17 protein-coding genes are annotated in these 23,610 nt (G+C 71.3%); 6 read left to right on the top strand and 11 right to left on the bottom strand.

What is annotated here, in order from left to right:
- Window positions 1–322: 322 nt before the first annotated feature.
- Entirely contained in the window at window positions 323–859 is a 537-nt protein-coding gene (locus ACFYWJ_RS12555) for a transglycosylase family protein (RefSeq protein WP_355280773.1), read from the top strand.
- Window positions 860–930: 71 nt separating this feature from the next.
- Here ACFYWJ_RS12555 and ACFYWJ_RS12550 read toward each other — a convergent pair whose 3' ends face one another.
- Window positions 931–3,915: a UPF0182 family protein gene (locus ACFYWJ_RS12550; RefSeq protein WP_355280771.1), complete on the bottom strand. Its 2,985-nt coding sequence runs from the start codon at window positions 3,913–3,915 to the stop codon at window positions 931–933.
- Between the two features lie 157 nt (window positions 3,916–4,072).
- Between ACFYWJ_RS12550 and ACFYWJ_RS12545 the strand changes: the two genes are divergently transcribed.
- On the top strand, window positions 4,073–4,651 hold the full coding sequence (locus tag ACFYWJ_RS12545) for a PPA1309 family protein (RefSeq protein WP_355280770.1): 579 nt from the start codon (window positions 4,073–4,075) through the stop codon (window positions 4,649–4,651).
- On the opposite strand, the gene ACFYWJ_RS12540 is transcribed toward ACFYWJ_RS12545, so the two are convergent.
- Window positions 4,652–5,677 (bottom strand): PDZ domain-containing protein, encoded by a 1,026-nt coding sequence (locus ACFYWJ_RS12540; RefSeq protein WP_355280768.1) that lies wholly within the window; start codon window positions 5,675–5,677, stop codon window positions 4,652–4,654. It abuts the gene before it with no gap.
- Between the two features lie 127 nt (window positions 5,678–5,804).
- Here ACFYWJ_RS12540 and ACFYWJ_RS12535 point away from each other — a divergent pair, with 127 nt between their 5' ends.
- From ACFYWJ_RS12535 to ACFYWJ_RS12525, 3 genes are all read left to right on the top strand, one after another.
- Window positions 5,805–7,199: a zinc-dependent metalloprotease gene (locus tag ACFYWJ_RS12535; RefSeq protein ID WP_355280766.1), complete on the top strand. Its 1,395-nt coding sequence runs from the start codon at window positions 5,805–5,807 to the stop codon at window positions 7,197–7,199.
- 213 nt (window positions 7,200–7,412) lie between these two features.
- Entirely contained in the window at window positions 7,413–8,285 is an 873-nt protein-coding gene (locus ACFYWJ_RS12530; RefSeq protein WP_355280765.1) for a TOMM precursor leader peptide-binding protein, read from the top strand.
- A gap of 59 nt (window positions 8,286–8,344) precedes the next feature.
- Window positions 8,345–9,694, top strand: coding sequence for an ABC1 kinase family protein (locus ACFYWJ_RS12525; RefSeq protein WP_387164693.1), 1,350 nt, complete (start codon window positions 8,345–8,347; stop codon window positions 9,692–9,694).
- Window positions 9,695–9,787: 93 nt separating this feature from the next.
- On the opposite strand, the gene ACFYWJ_RS12520 is transcribed toward ACFYWJ_RS12525, so the two are convergent.
- From ACFYWJ_RS12520 to ACFYWJ_RS12500, 5 genes are all read right to left on the bottom strand, one after another.
- On the bottom strand, window positions 9,788–10,081 hold the full coding sequence (locus ACFYWJ_RS12520) for a WhiB family transcriptional regulator (protein WP_378822946.1): 294 nt from the start codon (window positions 10,079–10,081) through the stop codon (window positions 9,788–9,790).
- Window positions 10,082–10,219: 138 nt separating this feature from the next.
- Window positions 10,220–10,546 (bottom strand): hypothetical protein, encoded by a 327-nt coding sequence (locus ACFYWJ_RS12515; RefSeq protein ID WP_355280761.1) that lies wholly within the window; start codon window positions 10,544–10,546, stop codon window positions 10,220–10,222.
- A gap of 109 nt (window positions 10,547–10,655) precedes the next feature.
- Window positions 10,656–12,812: an ATP-dependent DNA helicase UvrD2 gene (locus tag ACFYWJ_RS12510; RefSeq protein ID WP_355280760.1), complete on the bottom strand. Its 2,157-nt coding sequence runs from the start codon at window positions 12,810–12,812 to the stop codon at window positions 10,656–10,658.
- Window positions 12,813–12,857: 45 nt separating this feature from the next.
- A complete protein-coding gene (locus ACFYWJ_RS12505) occupies window positions 12,858–13,316 on the bottom strand; it encodes a MarR family transcriptional regulator (protein ID WP_355280758.1) in 459 nt (152 codons plus the stop codon).
- On the bottom strand, window positions 13,313–13,753 hold the full coding sequence (locus ACFYWJ_RS12500) for an SRPBCC family protein (RefSeq protein WP_355280756.1): 441 nt from the start codon (window positions 13,751–13,753) through the stop codon (window positions 13,313–13,315). The genes ACFYWJ_RS12505 and ACFYWJ_RS12500 overlap by 4 nt, the downstream gene beginning before the upstream one ends.
- A 105-nt stretch (window positions 13,754–13,858) precedes the next feature.
- Here ACFYWJ_RS12500 and ACFYWJ_RS12495 point away from each other — a divergent pair, with 105 nt between their 5' ends.
- Window positions 13,859–14,089, top strand: a complete 231-nt coding sequence (locus ACFYWJ_RS12495; protein WP_189027531.1) for a mycoredoxin — start codon at window positions 13,859–13,861, stop codon at window positions 14,087–14,089.
- Window positions 14,090–14,091: 2 nt separating this feature from the next.
- Here the strand turns inward: ACFYWJ_RS12495 and nudC are convergent, their stop codons facing one another.
- The 4 genes from nudC to ACFYWJ_RS12475 form a co-directional block, all read right to left on the bottom strand.
- On the bottom strand, window positions 14,092–14,997 hold the full coding sequence (gene nudC, locus ACFYWJ_RS12490; RefSeq protein WP_355280754.1) for an NAD(+) diphosphatase: 906 nt from the start codon (window positions 14,995–14,997) through the stop codon (window positions 14,092–14,094).
- 33 nt (window positions 14,998–15,030) lie between these two features.
- Complete coding sequence (locus ACFYWJ_RS12485) at window positions 15,031–16,086, bottom strand: potassium channel family protein (RefSeq protein ID WP_355280752.1); 1,056 nt, start codon at window positions 16,084–16,086, stop codon at window positions 15,031–15,033.
- Between the two features lie 84 nt (window positions 16,087–16,170).
- Complete coding sequence (locus tag ACFYWJ_RS12480; protein ID WP_355280750.1) at window positions 16,171–19,914, bottom strand: UvrD-helicase domain-containing protein; 3,744 nt, start codon at window positions 19,912–19,914, stop codon at window positions 16,171–16,173.
- Window positions 19,845–23,588: an ATP-dependent helicase gene (locus tag ACFYWJ_RS12475; RefSeq protein ID WP_387164756.1), complete on the bottom strand. Its 3,744-nt coding sequence runs from the start codon at window positions 23,586–23,588 to the stop codon at window positions 19,845–19,847. Before ACFYWJ_RS12475 ends, ACFYWJ_RS12480 begins: the two co-directional genes overlap by 70 nt.
- Between the last annotated feature and the right edge of the window lie 22 nt (window positions 23,589–23,610).

Genomic DNA, 23,610 nt, shown 5'->3' with positions numbered 1-23,610 from the left:
TCGGATGCCAAATCGTCAGGTCAGCGCCGGTTTTCGGGCAGTTGCCCGCGATCTTCGGCGACGGCCGGAGCAACGCGAAACCCAGAGATGTGACCGGCGTCATACCTACCCGCCACCCGGCGCGCCAGGCCGAATTCCCGTGACGGGGGTCACTATTTCGACGTGATCTCACGCACATAACGGACCAATAACAGACCGACCGGGATCTAGGCATTCCCCCGCGCTATGCAGCGTAAACATTGGTAAGACGGCTATTTCATTCATACAATTGTCTCGTTATCAAGATGTGATCGTCATGGATTTCTTCGTTAGCGTCTCCCCCATGACTGAGACCCGGAAATTCCGCACCCGTGCCCTTGGCGTCGCCGCCATCACCGGCGCCCTGGTTGCCGTTCCGTTCAGCCTGGCCACCGGCACCGCCTCCGCCGCGAACCACAACTGGGACGGTGTCGCGCAGTGCGAGAGCGGTGGCAACTGGGGTATCAACACCGGTAACGGCTACTACGGTGGCCTGCAGTTCTCGCAGAGCACCTGGGCCGCCAACGGTGGCCAGGGGTCGGCGCACAACGCCAGCAAGGAAGAGCAGATCCGCGTCGCGGAGAACGTGCTCGCCAGCCAGGGTGTCGGCGCGTGGCCGCACTGCGGCCGCTACCTGCAGGCCGGCACCTCCGAGCCCGAGCCCGCCGTGGTCGAGGAGCCCGCCGTCGAGCTGCCCGCGCAGACCAAGACCGAGGTCCAGTCCGCTGTCGACCAGGCCAAGGCCGCGGGTCAGGCCCTGGCCGACCAGTACGGCGTCGCGGGTCAGTACCAGGACCTGCTCAACGCCAGTGCCCCGCTGATCGCCTCGATCGGCGGCTGATCCACCGTTCCCCTTGCACAAGAAAGGCCCCGCCGTCCGGCGGGGCCTTTCTTGTGCTGTCGTGCGGTCGGCTACCGGCCGCCGGCGTCCTGGTACGCCTTCACCGCGGCGTCCAGTTCCTCGAGCGCCCTACCGAAATCGGTGAAGTTGCCCGTCCGCATCGCCGTGCGCACCGCCTCGATCTTGCGGCTGAGCTCGGCGGCCGCGGCCTCCTGGGCGGTCGACCCCGGCGGGGTGGTGGTCCCGGCGGGCGGGGTCGTGCTCCCGTTCGGCGGGGTGGTGGTGCCCTGGTCGACCGGCGGGGTGACGCCCGGCTTCGGCTTGACCGCCGGATCGCCACCGAACGGCGTCGCCAGCGCGCCGGCACCCGGCATGACCTGGTTCAGCGCCTCGGCCAGCGTCGCCGCGTAGCCGACCTTCACGCTGCCCGCCGCGTCGCGGTAGCTCACCAGCACGCGCAGCAGCTGCGGGAACGTCGATGACCCGGTGTTGCGTTCGTTGTAGAACGGCTCCACGTAGAGGATGCCGCCGTCGGCCACCGGCAGCGTGAGCAGATTGCCGTAGCGGATCTTGTTGGAGTTCGACAGCAGGGTCTTCTCCCGCGACACCGCGTCGGCGGTGGTCATCGAGTTCTGGGTCTGCTGCGGACCCTGGGTCTGCGTCTCCACCGGCAGCTGCAACACGGTGAACTTGCCGTACCCGTCGGGGTCGGAGCGCACCGAGATGTAGGCCGACAGGAACTGCCGGTTGTAGCCGACCATCGCCGAGGTCAGGTTGAACACCGGCTTGTTCGTCTTCGGATCACCCAGCAGCACGTAGTACGGCGGCTGGTTGAAGGTGCCGCCCTCGATCGTGGGATCGCTGGGGACCGACCAGAACGCGTTGTTGGTGAAGAACTCGCGCGGGTTGTCCACGTGGTACTTGGTGAGCATGTCGCGCTGGACCTTGAACAGGTCCTCCGGGTAGCGGAAGTGCGCCTGCAGCTCCGGCGTGATGTCGCTCTGCGGCTTCACCGCGTTCGGGAACACCCCGCGCCAGGCCTTGAGGACCGGGTCGGTGGTGTCGGTCTCGTACAGGGTGACGGTGCCGTCGTAGGCGTCGACGGTGGCCTTCACCGAGTTGCGGATGTAGCTGACCTCCTTGCGCGGGATGACGCGCCCGGTCTTCTTGTCGATGCTGTCCTCGACCGCGCCGTCGAGCGAGGTCGGCTGGGCGTAGGGGTACTTGTCCAGCGTGGTGTACGCGTCGACGATCCAGACGATGCGCTTGTCGATGACCGCCGGGTAGGCGTTGCCGTCGGTGGTCAGCCACGGCGCGACCTTCTGCACCCGCTCGCGCGGACCGCGGTTGAACAGGATCTTGGAGTCGTCGCTGATCGCCGAGGAGAACAGGATGTTGCGCTCGGCGTACTTGGCCGCGAAGGCCAGGCGGTTGAACCAGTTGCCGATCGGCACGCCGCCGCTGCCCTCATAGGTGTAGGAGGCCTGGTCGGAGTCGTACTCGCGCGGCGCCTGGCCGTCGGCGGCGCCGACGATGGCGTAGTCGGGATCGGACTGGGCGATCAGCTCGCCGTAGTAGATGCGCGGCTGGTCGACCTTGATCTGCTGGTCGTCCACCTTGGTGAACAGGTCGCTCACCATGAACAGCGGATAGCCGGAGTCACTGCCGCCGACCACGCTCGGCGCGTCGGACTGCGGCTTGTTCACCCGGTTGGCCGGCGCGGCGACGAAGCCGTTGCCGTGGGTGTAGACGGTGTGCTGGTTGATCCAGTCCTTCTGGTTGCCCGAGAGCGCTTCCGGATGCAGCTCGCGCGCGGCGACGATGTAGTCCTGGGTGTCGCCGCCGAGGGTGTAGCGGTCGATGTCGAGCGACTCGGGGAACCCGTAGAAGTTCTTCCGCTGCTGCAGCTGGGTGAAGGTGGGCGAGAGGATGTTCGGGTCGAGCAGCCGGGCGTTGCCGATGGTCGCCGCGTCCGCGGGCACCTCGAGCGGGCTCTTCTTGCTCTCGCCCTGATAGTCCTGATACTCGACCTTGTCGTCGGTGATGCCGTACGCCTGGCGCGTCGCCAGGATGTTGCGCTCGATATAGGGGCTCTCCTTGTCGGCGGCGTTCGGGCGCACCGAGAACTGCTCGACCACCATCGGCCACACGGCGCCGACCAGGATCGAGGAGAGCACCAGCAGGGCCGCCGCCATCGCGGGCACCCGCAGATCACGCAGCACGATGCCGGCGAAGAACGCGATCGCGCAGATCACCGCGATCGAGAGCAGGATCAGCTTCGCGGGCAGCACCGCGTTGATGTCGGTGTACGACGGGCCGCCGAACGTCGGCTCCTTGCGGGTGCTCGACAGCAGGTCGTAGCGGTCGAACCAGTACGCGACGGCCTTGAGCAGCACGAAGATTCCGGCGATGACGGCGAGCTGCACGCGCGCGGCCCTGGTCAGCGTGCCCTCACGCCCGGCCAGCCGCAGCCCGCCGAACACGTAGTGGGTCACCAGGTTCGCGAAGAAGGCGATCACCACGGCGACGAACAGCCAGTTCAGCACCATCCGGTAGAACGGCAGATCGAAGGTGTAGAAGCCGATGTCGAGATGGAACTGCGGGTCCTGCTGGCCGAACTCACCGCCGTGCAGGAACAGCTGCACGGTCGCCCAATTCGACTGCGCGACCAGGCCCGACAGCAGACCGAGCAGCACCGGGATGCCGACGCCGAACAGCCGCAGCCTGCCCATCACGGTGGTGCGGTAGCGCGCGATCGGATCGTTGGGCCCGGCGACGGGCACGAACACCGGCCGCGACCGGTAGGCCAGCAGCAGCGCGGCCCACACCACGAGGCCGACGAACACCGCGACCACGACGAACAGGATCAACCGCGTGCGCAGCACGCCCAGGTACACGCTGCGGTAGCCGACCTCACCGAACCACAGCCAGTTGGTGTAGGCGTCGGTGAGCCGTGGCCCGAGCAGCAACAGCGCCGCGAGGACGACTGCTGTCACCAGCAGCACCCGGCTGCGTCGGGACAACGAAGGTAAACCGGTGGGGGGCCGCATGCCCACGGTGCCACTCTCCAAGGGTCCGGCGGCTACCACGCCGGTGATCGGCGCAGCACCGCAGTCCGATGTTGCGGATGGTCCGTTGCCGGACCGTTGGCGCCCACTCTACGGAAATCGGACACCGTGCAAGCGTCTGGGCCGAAAATGATTGGATGGGCGGGTGACCGATGACCAGCACGCCGAAGTCGTCCTCGCCCGCTGTGTGCGCGAGGTCGTCGAGTTCGCCGACGCCGAGGGCTGGGGTAACCCGCCGCAGATGTTCGCCCTGGTGCCGACCGCCGACCTGGTCGCGGCCGAACCCGATCTCGAGGATCAGCTCGACGACGGCAGCGAGCTCACCCCCATCGCGCAGGAAGCCTTCCCCGACGACATCACCGGCGGGTCGATGGCGCTCGACGAATTCCTCGCGACCACCACCTGGCCGCCCGCCGTCGAGGGCTGCGTGCTCGTCCAGGAGATCGTGGTGCTCCCGCCGGACGCCGAGAGCGATCTCGACGAGGCGCTCGTCCCGCTGCTCGCCGACGACGACGCCGCCGACGCGGCCGGGCGCGCCGCGGCGCACGCCCACCCGGGTCGCCGCGACGCCCGGCTCATCGCCGGCGTGCTGCGCCAGGGCACGTCGCTGTGCCTGCTGCAGATCCGCCCCGAGGACGACGACGGCTTCGGCGATCTCGACCTGCGCACCTACCCGAATCTGGCGCCGGGCCTGGTCGAGGCCCTGCACCACACGCTGGAGTGATCAGCCGCAGCTGACGGCCTCGCGGCCGGCGTCGATGTCGGCCAGCGAGGTCACCGCGCTGTCGAGCGTGTCGACCCGCACCAGGCGCAGCCCCTCCGGGGCGCGCTGCCTGGCCTCGTTGCAGTTGTCGGCCGGGACCAGGAAGGTCTCGGCACCCGCCTCGCGGGCGGCGATCATCTTGTACTGGATGCCGCCGATCGGACCGACCTTGCCCTCCTGGTCGATGGTGCCGGTCCCGGCGACGAACCGGCCGCCGTTGAGTTCACCGGGCGAGAGCTTGTCGATCAGGGCCAGGCTGAACATCAGCCCGGCCGACGGCCCACCGATATCGGCGAGGTTGAACTCGACCTGCAGCGGCGGACGACCGCCCTCACCGGGCGTGATGCCGAGATAGCCCTTGGTCGAGTCGTCGGGACGGGGCGCGAGGGTGATCGGCGTGCTCTGCTGCGCGTCGCCACGGCGGTAGACGACGGTGATGGTGGTGCCCGGCCCCTTGGTGGAGACCAGGTCGATGACGTCCTTGGGCGTGGTGATCGGCGTGCCGTCGATGCTGATCAGCTCGTCGCCGACCTGCAGCACGTCCTTGGCCGGGCCGTTCTCGCCGAGTCCGCGCACCAGCACGACCGTCGGCAGCTTCAGGTAGTGCAACGCGGCGACCTCGGCGTTGCTCTCGGAGTCCTTGAAGTCCTGCTGGTTGGACTTGTCGACCTCCTCGCGCGACACACCGGGCGGGTAGACCTCGGCGCGCGGGACCAGGCCGTGCTCGCCGCTGACCCAGAAGCCGAACGCCTCGAACAGGTTCAGCCCGTCGCGGACCGAGACCGTCGTCATATTGAGGTGCCCGCTCGTCGGATCCAGGGGTGCGCCCGTGACGTCCACCACCTGCTTGCCGTCCACCTCGCCGAGAGTGTCGAAGGTCGGCCCCGGCCCGAGCGCGACGAACGGCACGGTGACCACGCTGCCGACCACACCGAGCACGAGCACGGGTACCAGGGCCACGATCAGGGTGAGGATCCGACGATTCACTCCGACCACAGTAGTGATCACCGGCCGCCACCGACGGCAGTGGCACGCATTTACCGGCTGTGCGGCCGGATCGATTTCGCGATGCGCGAACACCGTGGCCCCCTGGTGTCCGCGTAACGTATGAGGTATGAGCGATCTCCCCTTCGGCTTCTCGAACCGCGACGACGACGAGTCCGGTAAGCGGCGCGACGAGGCGAACGGCCCCGGCGGAAACGATCCGTTCGGGTTCGGAGCTGCGGGCGCGGGCGGTTTCGACCCGTCGCAGCTGGGGCAGATGCTGACCCAGCTCGGGCAGATGATCAGCGGCATGGGCCAGGCGGGCCCCGGCGGCGCGCAGGCCGGGCCGGTCAACTACGACGTGGCCAAGCGGCTGGCTCGCCAGCAGCTCGGTGCCACCGTCGCGCCTATCACGGCGAAGACGACCTCCGCGGTGACCGACGCGGCGCACCTGGCCGAGCTGTGGCTCGACGGCGCCACCACGCTGCCCGCCGGCGCGACCAGGACTGTCGCCTGGACGGCCAACGACTGGATCGAAGAGACCCTGCCCACCTGGAAGCGCCTGTGCGATCCGGTCGCCGAGCAGATCTCGGGCATGTGGACCGCCCAGCTGCCCGAGGAAGCCAAGCAGTTCGCCGGGCCGATGGTCGGCATGCTCGGGCAGATGGGCGGGCTGGCGTTCGGCTCCCAGCTCGGTCAGGCGCTCGGTCAGCTGGCCAAGGAGGTGCTGACCTCCACCGACATCGGCCTGCCGCTCGGCCCGGCCGGTACCGCCGCGCTGCTGCCGACCGCGATCTCGGCGTTCAGCGAGGGGCTCGAGCAGCCCGAGAGCGAGATCATGGTCTTCCTGGCGGCCAGGGAGGCCGCCCACCAGCGGCTGTTCGCGCACGTGCCGTGGCTGCGCCAGCAGGTGCTCGGCGCGGTCGAGGACTACGCGCGCGGCATCAAGATGGACTTCTCCGCGCTGGAGGAAGCCGCGCAGAACATCGACCCGATGTCGCTGAGCGACCCGTCCAAGCTCGAGGAACTGCTGTCGCAGGGCACCTTCGAGCCGCAGACCACACCGGAGCAGAAGCAGGCGCTCGAGCGCCTGGAAACCCTGCTCGCGCTGATCGAGGGCTGGGTCGACGTGGTGGTCACCGATGCCGTCGGCGAGCGGCTGCCCGGCGCGGGCGCGCTCTCGGAGACGCTGCGCCGCCGCCGCGCCACCGGCGGGCCCGCCGAGCAGACCTTCGCGACCCTGGTCGGCCTGGAGTTGCGTCCGCGCAAGGTCCGCGAGGCCGCGGCGCTGTGGCGGCGTCTCACCACCGACGCGGACATGGAACGCCGCGACGGCGTGTGGGCGCACCCCGACCTGCTCCCCGACTCCAGCGACCTCGACTCCCCCGCCGGGTTCATCGACTCCGTACTCGGCGGCGGCACCGGCGCTTTCGACGACCCGCTGGCCCAGCTGGCCGAGACCGAGGCCCGCGAGCGCGACGAGGCCGAGCGCGGCAAGACCGATCCCGACGCCGATCAGTCCTGATCTGAGCTCTCGCGCCACCACGACCGCGGAAAATCTGCGAATCGTGGTGGCGCGACACGCTTTCCGGAGTGTCGCGCTCCGGGAAACCCCGTCACGACCTGCGGGACGCGAGTTGTCCACAGGCTGATTCCACGATCGCGACACGCCGAAAACCTGTGGATAACCAGGCTTTCCACGCCCGGTCGGCCGTCGGCGCGAGCCGATACTTGCGCCATGACGACCACGACGCCACTGCGCGGACCGATGTTGCACCCGCGGGTGATCACCCTGGTTCGGCCCTCCGGGACCGTGCAGCTGGGGTGGGACCCGGAGCGAGCGCTGCTGCTCGAGACCACCGAACTCGACACCGGCACCGTCCTGGCCTTCCTTCGCCTGCTCGACGGCTTGCAGTCGATGCCCCAGATCGTCTGGCGGGCCGGCGAATTCGGTATCGCGCCCGCGCGCACCGTCGCCCTGGTCAGCGCGATCGACGAGGCCGGGCTGCTGCTGCAACCAGAGCGCAAACAGGGCACGGTGCGCGGTGTCGCCGTGCACGGGCTCGGGCCGCTGTCGGACGCGGTGACGATCGGTGTGCGGCGCATGGGCATCCGGCCGACCCGATCCCGGGAGTACCGGCCCGGCACCGCGGTCGGGGCGGGGTGCAACCTGGTGGTCCTCACCGACGCGCTGATGGTCGACCCGCGCCTGTCGGTGGACCTGGTGCTGCGCCGGGTACCGCACCTGCAGGTCCGGATCCGCGACGGCATCGGTGTGGTCGGCCCGCTGGTCCTGCCGGGCCGGACCAGTTGCCTGCGCTGCGCCGATCTCACCCGCACCGGGTTCGACGCCGACTGGCCGCACCTGGCCGCCCAGCTGCTCGGCCGCACCGGGCACGCCTCACCGGCCGGGATCGCGGCCACCACTGCGCTGGCGCTGGGCGAGCTGGAGACGATCGTCGCCTGTTCACCCCGCCAGGACCCGGGCACGCTCGACGCCACGATGGAGCTGAACCTCGACACCCACGAGGTGCACCGACGCCCCTGGCCACCGCATCCCGACTGCGGCTGCCGCACCCTGACCACACCGGAATCGGACGCGGGCCGGTGAGGACTCACACCGCACGGTGTGAGCATTCTTATGGCACACCAGCGGCAAGTTCGGCCATGATGGGTAGCGTGTCCGAGATCGTGCGCCGCAGTTCCAGCCGCAATGCCAAGTTGGCCAAGATTCCGCTCGGTATTGCCGGACGAGCCGCCGTCGGTTTCGGCAAGAAGCTGGTCGGGGGTGACAAGCAGCAGATCAACGCCACGCTGAACCAGAAGGCCGCCGAACAGCTGTTCACCGTGCTCGGCGAGCTCAAGGGCGGCGCGATGAAGTTCGGCCAGGCGCTGAGCGTGATGGAGGCCGCGGTCCCGGAGGAGTTCGGCGAGCACTACCGCGAGGCACTCACCAAGCTGCAGGCCGCCGCGCCGCCGATGCCCGCCGAGACGGTGCACCGGGTGCTTGACCAGCAACTCGGCACCAAATGGCGCGAGCGCTTCGAGTCCTTCGACGACACCCCGGCCGCCTCGGCCAGCATCGGCCAGGTGCACCGGGCGGTGTGGTCGGACGGGCGCGCGGTCGCGGTGAAGGTGCAGTACCCGGGCGCCGACGAGGCGCTGCGCGCCGATCTCAAGACGCTGTCGCGGATGACCGGTCTGCTGTCCTCGGTGATCCCCGGCGCCGATGTGAAGCCGCTGCTCGCCGAGATCACCGAGCGCACCGAGGAGGAGCTCGACTATCGCATCGAGGCCGCCAACCAGCGCCGCTTCGCCGCCGCCTTCGACGGCCACGCGCAGATCGTGGTGCCACGGGTGGTCGCGGGTGCCCCGAAGGTGATCGTCACCGAATGGCTCGACGGCACCCCGGTCTCGGCGCTCATCGCCGCGGGCGCGGCCGACCCGGAAGGCACACGGGCGCAGCGCAACCGGATCGCCGAACTGATGGGCACCTTCCACTTCTCCTCCCCGGAGCGGGTCGGCCTGCTGCACGGCGACCCGCACCCGGGCAATTTCCTCGTGCTCACCGACGGCAGGCTGGCCGTGCTCGATTTCGGCGCCTGCGCGCCGATGCCGGACGGGTTCCCCGTGGTCCTGGGCCGGATGCTGGCCCTGGCCGTCGCGGAGGACCACGCCGCGCTCACCGAACTGCTCTACCAGCACGGCTGGGTGATCCCGGGCCGCACGGTCACCCACGAAGAGATCGAGGCGTACCTGCGCCCGTTCAGCGACCCGATCCGCACCGACACCTTCCACTTCACCCGCTCCTGGATGCAGCGGGTCGCGGGCAAGGCCTCGGAGTTCACCAGCCCCGAGATGAAAACCGCACGCGCCCTCCAGCTTCCGGCCGAGTACCTGACGATCTTCCGGGTGCTCGGCGGTTCGGTCGGCATCCTGGCCCAGCTCGACGCGGAACTCGGCTTCATGAACCTGGTCCGCACCTGGGTCCCCGGTTTCCGCGCCGAACGCGCGTCCTAGCCCCGGCCCGCCCGCGAACAACCGCAGAGACAAACGAACCGCTCACCAGGACTCGGTGAGCGGTTCGTTTGCGGTACAGGCCTTTTCCGGGGTTCATGCCGGGATCGCGACCTTGCGCGGACGGCCACGCGGGCGCTTGCGGGCGATCACGACACCCTGGTCGAAGATCTCGCCACCCCAGACACCCCACGGCTCGGCGCGGTCGATGGCCGCGGTCAGGCAGCCCTTGCGGATCGGGCAGGACGCGCACAGTTGCTTGGCCTGCTCGAGGTCGTTCGGGCTCTCGGCGAACCACAGATCAGGGTTTCCGGCCCGGCAGGGCAGGGACGCCACGGTTCGGCATGTCACGTCAGCAGTGGCCGTCGGCCATTCCTGGGCGGTGAACACGTCGTTCTCCTTCAGCTCGTTTGCAGCGGTTGTTCGTTCGGTGTGCGAACCCGGTGCCAACGGCTGAGGAGCCGAAAGAAAATGGCCACGGATTTCGCTTCTCGCGATCCGTGGCCAGGAGGTCTGGGAGGAGTTTCCCTACCTAGTTCGACATCTCTGCCGAGACCTGATCACGGTCGCTGGGTGGACACGGAGGCGGATTGCGCCGGCGAATTCGGGTGCGTAACCGAAATCGACGGCCGGGGCTGCCGGGGCCTCGATGGCCGTCGGCTGCCAACCCACGCTGGGCTTGTCCTGGAGACGAATCGGGGTGTGCAGATGGACGAGAGCCATCGGCACAGCTTTGGTATCGACGCCGGACAGACCGGTCCCCTGCAGAGCGAGGACCCCCCGGGAGGCGGACACCATGGATGCGTTCACCAGGACGCGATTGCCCATCGCGTCGAACGTGGTGTTGCTGTTCATCTGACTGCCTCCCTCCTGAACTCGTGTGCTGATAGAAACCCGCGCCGAGATCACTCTCGGTGCGTGTTCTCCACCATAGGCAATGATCGAGAACCGAACAACCTATTTTCTACCTGCGGTTTTGTGTCGTGGCCCGCATTCGGGACGCGACGATGGCGAGCACGTCCGCGCCGTACTGCTCGATCTTCTTCGGGCCGATGCCCGCGATCGCGCCCAGCGCCGCGTCGTCGGCGGGCAGCTGCTCGGCGATCGCGGTGAGCGTCGTGTCGGTGAAGACGACGAAGTCGCGCACCCGCAGGACCTCGGCCTTCTCCGCCCGCCACTCCTTCAGTGCGTCCAGCAGCTGTGGGTCGAGTTCGGCCGGGCAGCGACGGCACCGGCCGAGCATGGTGGCGTAGGTGCCGATCAGCGGTTTCGCGCAGACCCGGCACAGCGGGCGCTTGCCGTCGGTGTCCTTCGGACCGGTCGCGGTGGCGGCGATCCGGGAGGCGGGCGAGTCGTCGGGGACCAGGCCGTTGAGGAACCGCGAGCGCCTGCGCACCCGCCTGCCGCCCTCGGTGCGCGCCAGCGCCCAGGACACGGCGAGATGTTCGCGCGCCCGGGTGACACCGACGTAGAGCAGCCTGCGCTCCTCTTCCAGCGCCGCCTGATCGGACGGGCTGCCGTCGTCGCCGAGGACGTGCTGGATCGGCAGCGTGCCGTCGGCGACGCCGACCAGGAACACCGCGTCCCACTCCAGGCCCTTGGCCGCGTGCAACGAGGCCAGGGTGACGCCGTCGACGGTCGGCGGGTGCTTGGCCTCGGCCCTGGTCGCGAGCTCGCGCAGCAGCCCGGTGAGGTCGATCTCCTCGTCGTGGCCGACCAGTTCCTCGGTGAGCTGCACTAGCGCCAGCAGCGAGGACCAGCGTTCCTTGGCCTGGGCGCCCGCCGGTTCCTCGGCGGTGAGCCCCACCGGGGCCAGCACGGCGCGCACCAGCGTGATCAGCTCGGCGCCGCTGCGCGATTCGTCGGGCAGGTCGTCGCGCGCGTCGGCCTGGCGCAGCGCCTGCACCGCCTGGCGCACCTCCTGCCGCTGGAAGAAGCCCTCGCCGCCGCGCACCTGGAAGGGGATATCGCGGGCGTTGAGTGCCTGCTCGAACGGTTCGGACTGGGCGTTGATCCGGTACAGCACGGCGATCTCGGCGGCGGGGGTGCCCGCGGCGATCAGCTTCTTGATCCGGCCCGCCACGGCCGCCGCTTCGGCGGGCACGTCGGGGTATTCGGCGAACTCGGGTTCGGGGCCGTCGGGCCGCTGGCCGATCAGCGCGAGCCTGGTCCCGGCGATCCGGCCGCGCGCGGCGCCGATCACCCGGTTGGCCAGCGACACCACCTGCGGGGTGGAGCGGTAGTCGCGTTCGAGCCGGATGACGGTGGCGTCGGGGAAGCGGCGGGAGAAGTCGAGCAGGTAGTTCGGGGTGGCGCCGGTGAAGGAGTAGATGGTCTGGTTGGCGTCGCCGACGACGGTGAGGTCGTCGCGTTCGCCGAGCCAGGCGTCGAGCACCCGCTGCTGTAGCGGGGTGACGTCCTGGTATTCGTCGACCACGAAACTGCGGTAGCGGCCACGGAATTCGTCGGCGACGGCCGGATAGTCCTCGAGCGCGGCAGCGGTGTGCAGCAGCAGGTCGTCGAAGTCGAGCAGCAGGCCGTCGGCGGAGGTCTTCATCGATTCGTAGCCCGCGTAGACCTGGGCCACCCTGGTCACCTCGACCGGTGCGTCCCGGTGGTGCCTGGCCGCGGCGGCGGGATAGTCCTCCGGCGCGATCAGTGACGCCTTGGCCCATTCGATCTCGCTGAGCAGGTCGCGGATCAGTTCGGTCGAGGTGCCGAGGCCAGCCCGGTGCGCGGCCTGCGACACCACCGGGAACTTGCTGTCGAGCAGTCGCCACGGCACGTCACCGACGACCTGCGGCCAGAAGTACCGCAGCTGCCGCAGCGCCGCGGCGTGGAAGGTGCGGGCCTGGACCTGCCCCGCCTCGCCACCGAGCCCCATCGAGCGCAGCCGGTTGCGCATCTCCCCCGCCGCCCTGGCGGTGAAGGTCACCGCCAGCACCTGGTCGGCCTTGACGTGCCCGCCCGCGATCAGGTGCGCGATGCGGTGGGTGATCGTCCTGGTCTTGCCGGTGCCCGCACCGGCTAGCACGCACACCGGACCCCGTGGCGCCCGCACCGCGGCGGCCTGTTCCGGGTCGAGGGCGGTGAGATCGAGTGCTGGCACGGGCACCATCATGACAGCGCCCGCCGACAACCGGGCCCGACGGCCGCCGACCTGGGCTTACGGCGCGCCGTCGCGCAGCGAGCGCAGCGCGCGGGCGAAGCCGCCGACACCGGCGCCCAGCGGCCCGAAGAAGGTCCGGTCGCACACCTCGACGGCCACGACGGCCCGGTTCGCCAGCGCGACGCCGTCGGCGGTGGCCACCAGGGCCCTGGCCCTGCGGTCGTGCGGGTGCGCACGCCGCTCGAGCAGGCCCTTCTGTTCCAGCGCGCGCAGCACCTGCGAGGTCATCATCGGGTCGGTGGCGGCGTGTTCGGCCAGCTCACGCTGCATCACCGGTTCCGCGCCGCGGTGCCCGAGGTAGGTCAGCGAGGCGAGCAGCACGAACTGCACGTGGGTGAGGTCGAACGGCGCCAGGGCGGCCCGCTGCGCCGCCTGCCAGCGGTTGGTCACCTGCCACAGCAGCAGGCCGGGGCTGTCCTGCGCGTCGCCGAATTCGGTGCGCAGGCCCTCGCTCACGCGCGGTCCACGGTCGCGGCGTCCCTGGCCTCGGCGCGCGCGATCAGCGCGGCCAGGTCGGGCCGGACCGACTTCGCGATGTCGGCGCCGATGATCAGGTTCCACAGCGGCCGCAGCGGCCCGGTCAGCTCCACCCGCACGCCGACCGACACCCGGCCGTCGGCGACCGGGGTGACGGTATGCGCGAAGGTCAGCCTCGCCCCGAGCAGGCGCGAGACGTCGTCGAACTCGGTCGCGGTGAGCTTGGCGACCTCGAACCGCACAGCCGGGCCGCCCTTGGGCTTGAGCTTGCCCGTCGCACCCTGCGCGAACGGGCCGTCGAGGCGGACCCAGGCGGTGTCGGCGTTCCATTCGGGCCAGCTCTCCATCTCGCCCCAGATGGCGAACAGCGTGGCGGGCGCGGCAACGGTCTCGGCGGAAGCCTCGGCGAGAATCATGAACAAAGTATGCGCGCTTACTATTTGTCGTGCAACCGGGCCAGGAACACCACGCCCACCTCCGACGTTGCACATCCCGTGACTGAAGCAACCACTGATCTGACGATGTACTCGACCACCTGGTGCGGCTACTGCCGTCGCCTCAAGACCCAGCTCGACGAGGCGGGCATCACCTACACCGTGATCGACATCGAGGACGACCCCGCTTCGGCCGAATTCGTCGGCAGCGTGAACAACGGCAACCACGTCGTGCCGACCATCAAGTTCCGCGACGGTTCGACGGCGACCAACCCGTCGCTGTCGCAGGTCAAGCAGGCTCTCGCCGCGCTGGCCTGAGCTCAGCGCGCCGGCTGCTCGGCCCAGGATTCGATGATCGTGCGAGCGATCGAGATGGACCCGGGCACCAGTAGCCGAGCGCCCTGCTCGCGGGCCGCCGCCCAGTCGCCCGCCCGCAACGCCGCGCGCACCTCGTCGCGGGTGAACCAGTGCGCCTCGGCGATCTCGCCGTCGGAGAACACCAGCTCCTGCTCCGGATCGCCGACGGCGGCGAAGCCGACCATCAGCGAGCGCGGGAACGGCCACGGCTGACTGCCGAGGTAGGTGACCTCGCGCACGTCGACGCCCACTTCCTCGCGGATCTCCCGCTCGACGCAGTGCTCGAGCGACTCGCCCGCCTCCACGAAACCGGCCAGCAGCGAGAACATGGTCTCGGGCCAGCTGTGCTGCCGGGCCAGCAGCACCCGGTCGGCGCCGTCGTGCACCAGGCAGATGATGGCGGGGTCGATCCGGGGGAACTCCTCCTCGCCGCTGGCGGTCAGCCGGGACCAGCCCCCTCGCGACGAGGTGGTCGAGGTGCCGTCGCTGCCGTGGAACCCGGCCCGGTCGTGCCAGTTGAGCAGCGCGTAGGCGGTGGCCAGCAGGTCGGCGGTGAAGTCGTCGACGGCGCCGAGCGCGCGCAGATCCTTCAGCGTCCCGTCGAGCTCGGGCTCGCGCACGGCCCACAGGTGACTGTCCTCGGCGACGCCGAGGAACACCGCGCCAGCCCCCGGCTCCGCGGCGATCGTGACGGCCGCGTCCAGCACGACGCCCGCGTTCTCCACCCGCACCCGGCCGCGCGCGTCGACGCGCAGGACCTTGGCCTTGCCCCAGCCCTCGCGCAGGGCGTCGGGATCGAGCCGGACGTGCTCGGCTCGATCGATCGTGGAACGCGACAGCAGCGGAACGTCTTTCAACCGGAACGACACACGACCGAGCCTAGCCGGTCGACGAGTCCCGGATCACTTGCCGGTGTGCCGGATGTAGAGCAGCTTGTCGGCGGCCTCGAGCGCGTCGACCTCGGGTTCGCCCACCCGGATCAGGTTCCCGTCGCGCACCACGCCGAGCACGATGTCGCTCAGATGCCGCGGCGAGCCACCGATCTCACCCGGTTCGACCTCGCGTTCGGCGACGGCGAAGCCCTGCTCGGGCGTGAGCAGATCCTCCATCATCTCCACGACGGTGGGCGTGGTGGTGGCGATGCCGAGCAACCGGCCCGCGGTCTCCGAGGACACCACGACCGAGTCGGCGCCGGACTGGCGCACCAGGTGGGTGTTCTCCGCTTCGCGGATGGCGACCACGATCTTGGCGGTCTTGTTCAGTTCGCGGGCGGTGAGCGTCACCAGGGTGGCGGTGTCGTCCCGGTTGGTGGCGACGATGACCGAGGAGGCCCGCTGCACGCCGGTCAGCCGCAGCACATCGGACTTGGTCGCCGAACCGTGCACGGTGACCAGGCCCGCGCTCGCCGCCGCTTCCAGCGCGACCGCGTCGGTGTCGACGACGACGATGTCGGCCTGCTGCACGCCGTCGGCCAGCATGGCGTCGATCGCGGTGCGCCCCTTGGTGCCGTAGCCGACGACGACGGTGTGATTGCGCACGGTGTGCCTCCATCGCTGAATCTTGAACGCCTGCCGCGACCGTTCGGTGAGCACGCTGAGGGTGGTGCCGACCAGCACGATCAGGAACAGGACGCGCAGTGGCGTGATGACGATCGTGTTGATCAGCCGGGCCGAGGGAGTGATCGGCGCGATGTCGCCGTAACCGGTGGTCGAGAGCGAGACGGTCGCGTAGTACATCGCGTCCAGGAACGACAGCTCGTCGCCGGAGTTGTCGCGGTAGCCGTCACGGCCGATGTACACCACGGTCGCCGCGGCGAACAGCAGCGCGATCGCGAACAGGACGCGGCGGGTGAGCGAAACCCACGGACTGGTCTGCACCGCGGGGATCCGCAAGAGACCGACCAGCGCGTAGTCCGGGCTGCTGCTGAGCCCGACCGGGCCACGTGTGTCCCCTAGCATCGCCCCCTCCTTTCGCTCGGCCCGGCACCGAGTCCACCGGCTCCGGCACAAACCGGGAGCCTACTGCGTGCGCGCGTCGCGGGCTCATTCGACATCCGGGACCGGAGCCGCGTCGCGCAGGAGCTGTTCCAGTTCGCGCGGACCGGCCAGGTCGGTGGGCGCGATGGTGCGTCCCGACCGGACGTAATGGAATGCCGCGCCGACCCGTTCGAGCATCCGGGCCTCGTCGGCGCCGGTACGCGCGGCCATCAGCCGCGCCCAGGCGAGCCGGTAGACGGCCAGCTGCACCGCCACGGCGGCTTCGTCGGCGGGGCCGGGCTCGGCGCCGGTCTTCCAGTCGACCACTACCCAGCGGTCACCGGGTTCGGCGAAGACGGCGTCCATCCGGCCGCGGATGACGGTGCCCGCGATGCTGGTCTCGAACGGCACCTCGACGTCGATCGGGTTGCGATGCGCCCACGGGGAGCGGCGGAACGCGGCCTGCATGGCGGCGAGTTCACGATCGGCCCGGCCCTGCTCGGTGCCGCTGTCGGCGGCACCGGGCAGTTCATCGAGGCCGAGCAGCTGTTCGGTGCCGAACCAGGACTGCACCCAGGCGTGGAAGGCGGTGCCGCGCCGGGCCATCGGGTTCGGTGGGTACGGCAGGGGGCGGCGCAGCCGGGCCGCCAGCCGGGTCGGATCGGCGCGCAGTTCCACCAGCGCGGTGGCGGGCAGCTGGCCGGGCAGTTCCACCTGCTGGTCGGCGAGTTCGGCCGCGGTGAATTCGGCGAGCAGGGCGTCGACGTCGGTGGCCCAGCCCTCCGGGTCGTCCTCGTCGTCGGTCGGCGCGGGATCGGCCGGGCGGGAGCGCAATCGCTCCAGCGCGGTGCGCACCAGGGCCGCGCCCTGTTCGATCGGGTCGCGGCGGCCGCCGAGCGGGTCGCGCGGCCAGGGGGCGGTGGGCGGGTTGTCGGCGAACGGGTTGACGGCGTCGGGCGGCGGCTGCTCGTCCCAGCGGGCGATGGTCGCGACGCCGAAGGCCGCGCTGTCCTGGTCCTCGTTCGCCTGTTTCAGTTCGAGCAGGAAATCCGACGGACCCTTCGGCGCGGTGCCGGTCTCGGGCCAGTAGTAGGCCGAAACCAGCAGCACCCGTTCGGTTCTGGTGAGGGCCACGTAGAACAGGCGGCGTTCCTCGTCGAGGCGGCGGCTCTTGAGCGCGTCCTTGTGATCGACGAGGGCGCGTTCGAGTTCGGCGCGGTCGCCGACCCGGCTCAGGTCCAGGACCGGCACGCCCTCGGAGGCGTCGGGCTGGGCGCGGTCGCCGCGCAGGGTGGTGGGCAGTTCGGTGAGCGCGCCGAGCCAGGTGCTCAGCGCGGTCGTCGACGGGAACACCGACGCGCTCACGTGCGGCACCGCGACGACCTCCCACTCCAGGCCCTTGGCCGCGTGCACGGTGAGCACCTGCACGCGATCGCGCGCGACCTCCACCTCGCCCGGTTCCAGACCGTTCTCGACGGATTCGGCCGCGGTGAAGAACGCCAGCAGCCCGCTCAGTGAGGCGCGCGTGTCGGCCGCGTACCCGGCCACCACCTCGGCGAACGCGTCGAGGTGCTCGCGGCCCGCGCCGCCGCCGGCGATGGCCCGCCTGGCCTGGGTCTCCACGCCGACACCGATGGTGCGTTCGACATCGGCGACCAGCTCGACCAGCGGCTGTCCGCTGCGCTCGCGCAGCGCGGTCAGCTCCTCGCCGAGCGCGCGGATGCGGGTGAATCCGGCCTCCGAATACTGGTCGGGCGCACCGGGATCGGCGATGGCGTCGGCCAGGCCCGCCTGCTCGGTGGGCTCCGGCGCGACCTCGCGCAACGCGCTCGCCAGCCCGGCCGCGTCGGTGATGGCGGCGGACGCGTCGCCGGACAGGCTGCCGATCGACAGCATCCGCGCGCGCCGGGCCAGGGCGGCGAGATCGGCGACGCCGAGCCGCCAGCGCGCGCCGGTGAGCACGCGGACGGCGGCGCTGCCGGTGCCCGGCTCGGCGATCAGCCGCAGGGTGGCGACGATGTCGGCGACCTCCGGCGTCGCGAGCAGCCCACCGAGGCCGACGATCTCGACCGGCAGGCCCTGCTCGCGCAGGGCCTCGGCGAGCGGCGCCGCGTCGGCGTTGCGCCGGATCAGCACCGCCGAGGTGGGGGGCGGCTGGTCGGCCGCCCTGGCCGCCGACCATTCCCCGGCGATGCGCTCGGCGATCCAGTCCCGTTCCTGCGCCACGGTTTCGGTGAGGGCCAGCTCCACTGTTCCCGGCTGTGCCTCGGGCTTGGCCCGCAGCGCGTCGACGGTCGCGCCACCCGCGGCCTTGGCCCGCAGCCGCAGCGGATCGGCGACCAGATTCGCCAGGGCGAGGGCTTCCGGCGGGTTCCGCCAGCTGGTCAGCAGCGGCAGGATCGGCGCGGGCACACCGGGCGCCGCGGGGAAGTCGGTCGCGAAGCGCGGGAGGTTGGCGGCCGAGGCTCCGCGCCAGCCGTAGATCGACTGCATCGGGTCACCGACGGCGGTGACGGCGAGAGCTCTTCCACCCGAGCCGGTTTCGCTCGTCGCCCGAACGTCGGCCGACCCGCTGTCAGCGCCACGATCGGCGCGCCCGCCGGGATCGCTGTCCTGTCGACGGCCCGCTGCACCGGCATTCACGCGATCCGCCGCACCCCGGCCGACATCGCTGTCGGCTTCGAGCAGGTGACCCGCAGGGTCGCCGGGGTCGTCGCCTGCGCGACCGAGATGGTCTGGGTCCCACAGCATCTCCGGTTCCTGTGCCGGTGCTGTCGGCGCGCCGCCCCGGACCCGCACCGGCCGCGGCCGATCCTGGCGGACCGCGTCGGCGTCGCCGAACAGCGCCGACAGCAGCACCCGCTGCGCGTGCCCGGTGTCCTGGTACTCGTCGAGCAGGACCAGCTTGAACCGGGCGCGTTCGGCGGCGGCCACCTCCGGATGGTCGACGGCCAGTTGCGCGGCCAGCGACATCTGCGAGCCGAAATCGAGGGCGCCACGGCGGTTCAGCGCCTCGGCGAGCTGCCGGACCAGCGGCAGCAGCGCGACGCGCTCCCGTTGCGCGTCGACGACGGCGGTCAACGTCTTGCTCGGCCCGCCCCGCTGACGCGGACCGGCGGGCAAGGTGTACACCAGTTTCTCCAGCTCGGCGTGCGCCTCGGCGAGCTGCTCCGGCTCCACGAGGTGCTCGGCGAGCTGCCCGGCCAGCGCCAGCACGGCCTCGGTCACCGAGACCGGCGTGCGATCGGTGTCGAGGTCGCCGTCCCAGGACCGCACCACCTCGTGCGCGAGCTGCCACAGCTGGGTCTGGGTGAGCAGCGCCGCCGACGGCTCGACCGGCAGCAGCAGGCCGTGCGCGGTGAGCAGCCTGCCCGCGTACGAGTGGTAGGTGCTGATCTCCGGTTCGGCGCCGGAGATCAGGGTGCGCAGCGCCCCGGTCGGGTCGATCTCGCGGACCAGCGGCGCACCGGCCAGCCGGGCCAGCCGGGTGCGGATGCGGGAGGTCAGCTGCTGGGCGGCCTTGCGGGTGAAGGTGAGGCCGAGCACCTCGTCCGGGGCGACCAGCTGGTTGGCCACCATCCACACCACCCGCGCGGCCATCGTCTCGGTCTTGCCCGCGCCCGCGCCGGCCACCACCAGGGTCGGCCCGGGCGGCGCGGCGATGACCGCCGCCTGCTCGGCGGTCGGTGGCGGCAGCCCGAGCGCGTCGGCCAACCGCTGCGGGGTGACGCGCACGCCGCTCACTCGTCGGTCACCTGCCGTCCGGTGTCCTGCACCGGGCAGCTGCCCGCGACCGGACAGTGCCTGCATCCGTCGTTGCGCACGGCCAGGTAACCGGGCCCGCGCGTGGCGGCCGCCGCGTCGTGGATCGTCTCGCGCCAGGTGTCCAGTCCCTCGGCGTCCAGGGCGGTCTGGGCGCGTTCGGTGGCGCCGGTCTTGGTGTGCGGCTTGGCGACATAGACCAGCCGGGCGCCACCGGGGTCGGCGGGCGCCGCGGATTCCGCCTCGTCGAGCGCGCCGTGCGCGGCGGCCACCTGGTAGGTCGCCAGCTGGGCGTGGTCGGCCACGGATTTCGCGCTGACCGGGGTCTTGCCGGTCTTCACATCGACGATCACGAAGCGCCCCTGCGCGTCCCGCTCCAGGCGGTCGATGCGGCCGCGGATCCGCACGGCGCGTTCGTCGTCCGCCCGCGCGGGCAGCACACAGTCCACCGGCACCTCCACACCCGCCTGGGTGAGTTCGCCGCGCGTGGTCCTGACCCAGGACAGGAAGGTCTCCAGCATCGCCTCGGTGCGGCGCAGCTCCTGCCGGGAATGCCAGCCGGTGGCCGGGTCGACCGTCCGCCACGCCTGGTCCAGCGCCGCGCGGACCTGCGCCTCCGGCACGTCACCGGCCAGCGCCTGCACCAGCGTGTGCACGAGATTGCCCTTGACCGCGTGCGGATTGTCGCCGTCGGTGCCGCCGTGGCGCTCCAGCGCCCAGCGCAGCGGGCAGGTGCGCAGCAGCTCGACCGTCGACGGGGACAGCCCGATGGGGGAATCGTCGTCGTCCCACAGTTCCCGGTCCGAGCTGAGCTCGGCGGTGCCGTACCAGTCGCCGGGGTCGGTGCCGGGGACGCCCGCGTCGGCGAGCCGGGCCAGCTGGTGGGCGGCCCGATCCCGCCGGTCGGGCGCGGTGGTGAGATCGCAGACCACGCCGCGCAATTCGGCGACCAGGGCGTGCATCACCAGCGCGCGACCGGGATCGGCGACCGGCAGCGCGCCGGGTTCGCCGGTGTCGTCGTCGCCGAGCAGTTCGGTGAGGAAGCGCGACGGCACCAGATCCTGGTCGCCCGCAGCGGATTCGACGGCGGTGACCAGCAGTGACCGCCTGGCCCTGCTGCACGCGACGAGCAGCAGCCTGCGTTCCTCGGCCAGGATCGGCGCGGCCCGGCTCGTCGTCGCGCCGAGGTCGACACCGGCGACCAGGTCGACGAGGTCCTCGGTGTGCAGCAGGGTGCCCCTGGCGCGCGGGTTGGGCCAGATGCCCTCCTGCACCGCGGCCACCGCCACCACGTCCCATTCCCGGCCCGCCGCCGCGTGCGCGCTGAGCAGCGACACCGCCTCGCCCTCGGCGGTCAGCGGCCTGCCCTGCTGCGGAATCTGCTGGTGCAGCAGGTATTCGACGAAACCATCGATGCTCGCCTTGGGCAGCCGGTCGACGTATCCCGCCGCGGCGTCGAACAATTCGACGGCGGCGTCGAGGTCGCGATCAGCCTGCATGCCCGCCGCGCCGCCGCGCCGGGACTGCCGGAACCAGCGGCGCTCCAGCCGGGAACTGGTCCACAGGGTCCACAGCACGTCCTCGACACCCTGGCCCCTGGCCTGGGTCTCGCGCGCCTTGCGGATCGCGCGCAGCACCCGCTGCAGCGGCGCCGCCTCCACCTCGGTGAGCCCGTCGAGCAGCCGCTCCTCGCCGATGCCGACGATCAGGTCGCGCAGGACCTCCGCCGAGGACTGGTCGATCAGCGGCACCGCCGGTGGTTCGGGTTCCGGCCGTGGCGGACCGACGGCGACCGGCGGTGCGGCGGGCGGGGTTTCGGCGTCGAGCAGGTCGATGTCGTCGGGCAGGCGTTCGGCGATGTCCCAGTCCGGTTCGGGTTCCGGGCGCAGCGGGTCCTCCGGATCGGGCTCCGGCGGCAGCCATTCGCCGTCGATCGGATCCGGCTCCGGCTCGGGCAGTTCCGGTGGGGGCGGCGGTGTCTCGTCCCACAGCAGGAACTGGCCCGCGTCGGCGTACGGGTCGGCGGCGGCCAGCGCACCGGTGCGTTCCAGGTCGAGAACCGTGCGGCGGACGCCACGGCGCAGTCGGCGCAGGGCGATCTGGTCGGCGCCGCCGAGCGGGCCGGACAGCAGGTCCATGGCGTCCTCGGGCGAGAACATGGCATCGATCGCGCGCCGCGAGCCCGGGCGCGACGAGTCGCCCGCCAGCAGCACTCGCAGGGCAAGCACCATCCACGCCGCACCCCGCCTGCGGGCGAGCGGTTCGGCCACGGCGGGTCTGCGCACCGGCACGCCCGCCGCCAGCAGTGCCCGCCGCAGCGGTGCCAGCGACAGCGGGACCGAGCGCACGATCACCGCCATCGACGACCACGGGATCCCGTCGGTCAGATGCGCCCGGCGCAGGTGATCGGCGATGAGCGCCGCCTCCTTGGCCGCGGTCGACAACACCCGGACCCGCACGCTCGACTCGACCTCGTGGTCGGGCATCTCGTCGGCCTGCCCCGGTGTCGAGGCCGCCGTCGACCCACCGCCGGAGTGGCCGGACCGATCCGGCCCCGCGTCGCCGGACGTCGATGGCCGGGACGCGTGATCGGCCGACATCGGCGGATCGGCGTGCTGTCCTGGCAGCACGCGATGACGCGCACTACCGGGTAGTCGCGCCGCGATCCGCGCGGTGGCCAGGCGGATGGGGTCGCCGCTGCGATGGTTGTGCCGCAGGATGATTCGCCGCTGCGGCACCGTGTCGAGGTCGACGAGGAACCGGGAGTCCGCGCCGCGGAAGGTGAACACGGCCTGGTCCGGGTCGCCGGTGACGACTGTGCTCGCGCTGCCGCTGCCGATGGCGCGCACCAGGGTCGCGGCCTGCGGGTCGAGGTGCTGGGCGTCGTCGACGAGCAGGTAGCGGATCCGATCGCGTTCGGCGGCGAGCAGATTCCGGTCACCGGCCAGCGCGTCGAGGGCAGCGCCGACCAGCTCGGCGGCGTCGAGCGCGGGCGCGGTCGCCTCCGGCGCCGCGACGCCGACCGACCAGCGCAGCATCGACGCCTCTTCGTAGCGCTGGAAGAACCGGCCCGCCGCCACCCAGGCGTCGTTGTCGTGCTCGCGGCCCAGGGCCATCAGGTCCTCGGGGCCGAGCCCGCGTTCGGTGGCCCGCAGCATGAGGTCGCGCAGTTGCTCGGCGAAACCACCCAGTGCCAGGGCGGGGTGCAGCCGGGGCGGCCACAGGCCGCGCGCGCCCGCCTCGATGTCGGCGAGGTCGCCGCGCAGCATCTCGCGCAGGACGGCGTCCTGCTCGGCGCCGGTGAGCAGCCGCGGCGGCGGATTGCCGTGCAGGTCGGCGTGGCGGCGCAGGACCGAGAACGCGTAGGAGTGCAGGGTGCGCACCATCGGTTCCCGGCTGGCGCCGGGGACGCCGCCCGCGTGCGGCCCGAGCTGGACGGTGATCGCGTCGCGCAGCGCGGCGGCGGCCTGCTTGGTGTGGGTGAGGACCAGCACCGACGAGGGGTCGGCACCGTCGGTGATCCGCGCCGTCACCAGGTCGACCAGCAGCGCGGTCTTGCCGGTGCCCGGCCCGCCGAGAACCTGCCACGGCCGCCAGCCCGGCCGCGGTGGCGCGGGCTGGGCCTGCTCGGCGAACAGCGCGCGAACAGCGGCGCCCCAGGCTCGCGGCCGGGGCGCCCGCGTCGTCCGGCGCACGAGTCGCACCGAGCTATCCGATCGCACCACGTCGGCTATTGCAACAGAC

The organism is Nocardia sp. NPDC003269 (assembly GCF_042888005.1).
In the GTDB taxonomy this organism is placed as follows: Bacteria; Actinomycetota; Actinomycetes; order Mycobacteriales; family Mycobacteriaceae; genus Nocardia.
The sequence above is the reverse complement of the archived record's forward strand: the minus strand, read 5'-3'. Positions and strand labels throughout refer to the sequence as shown.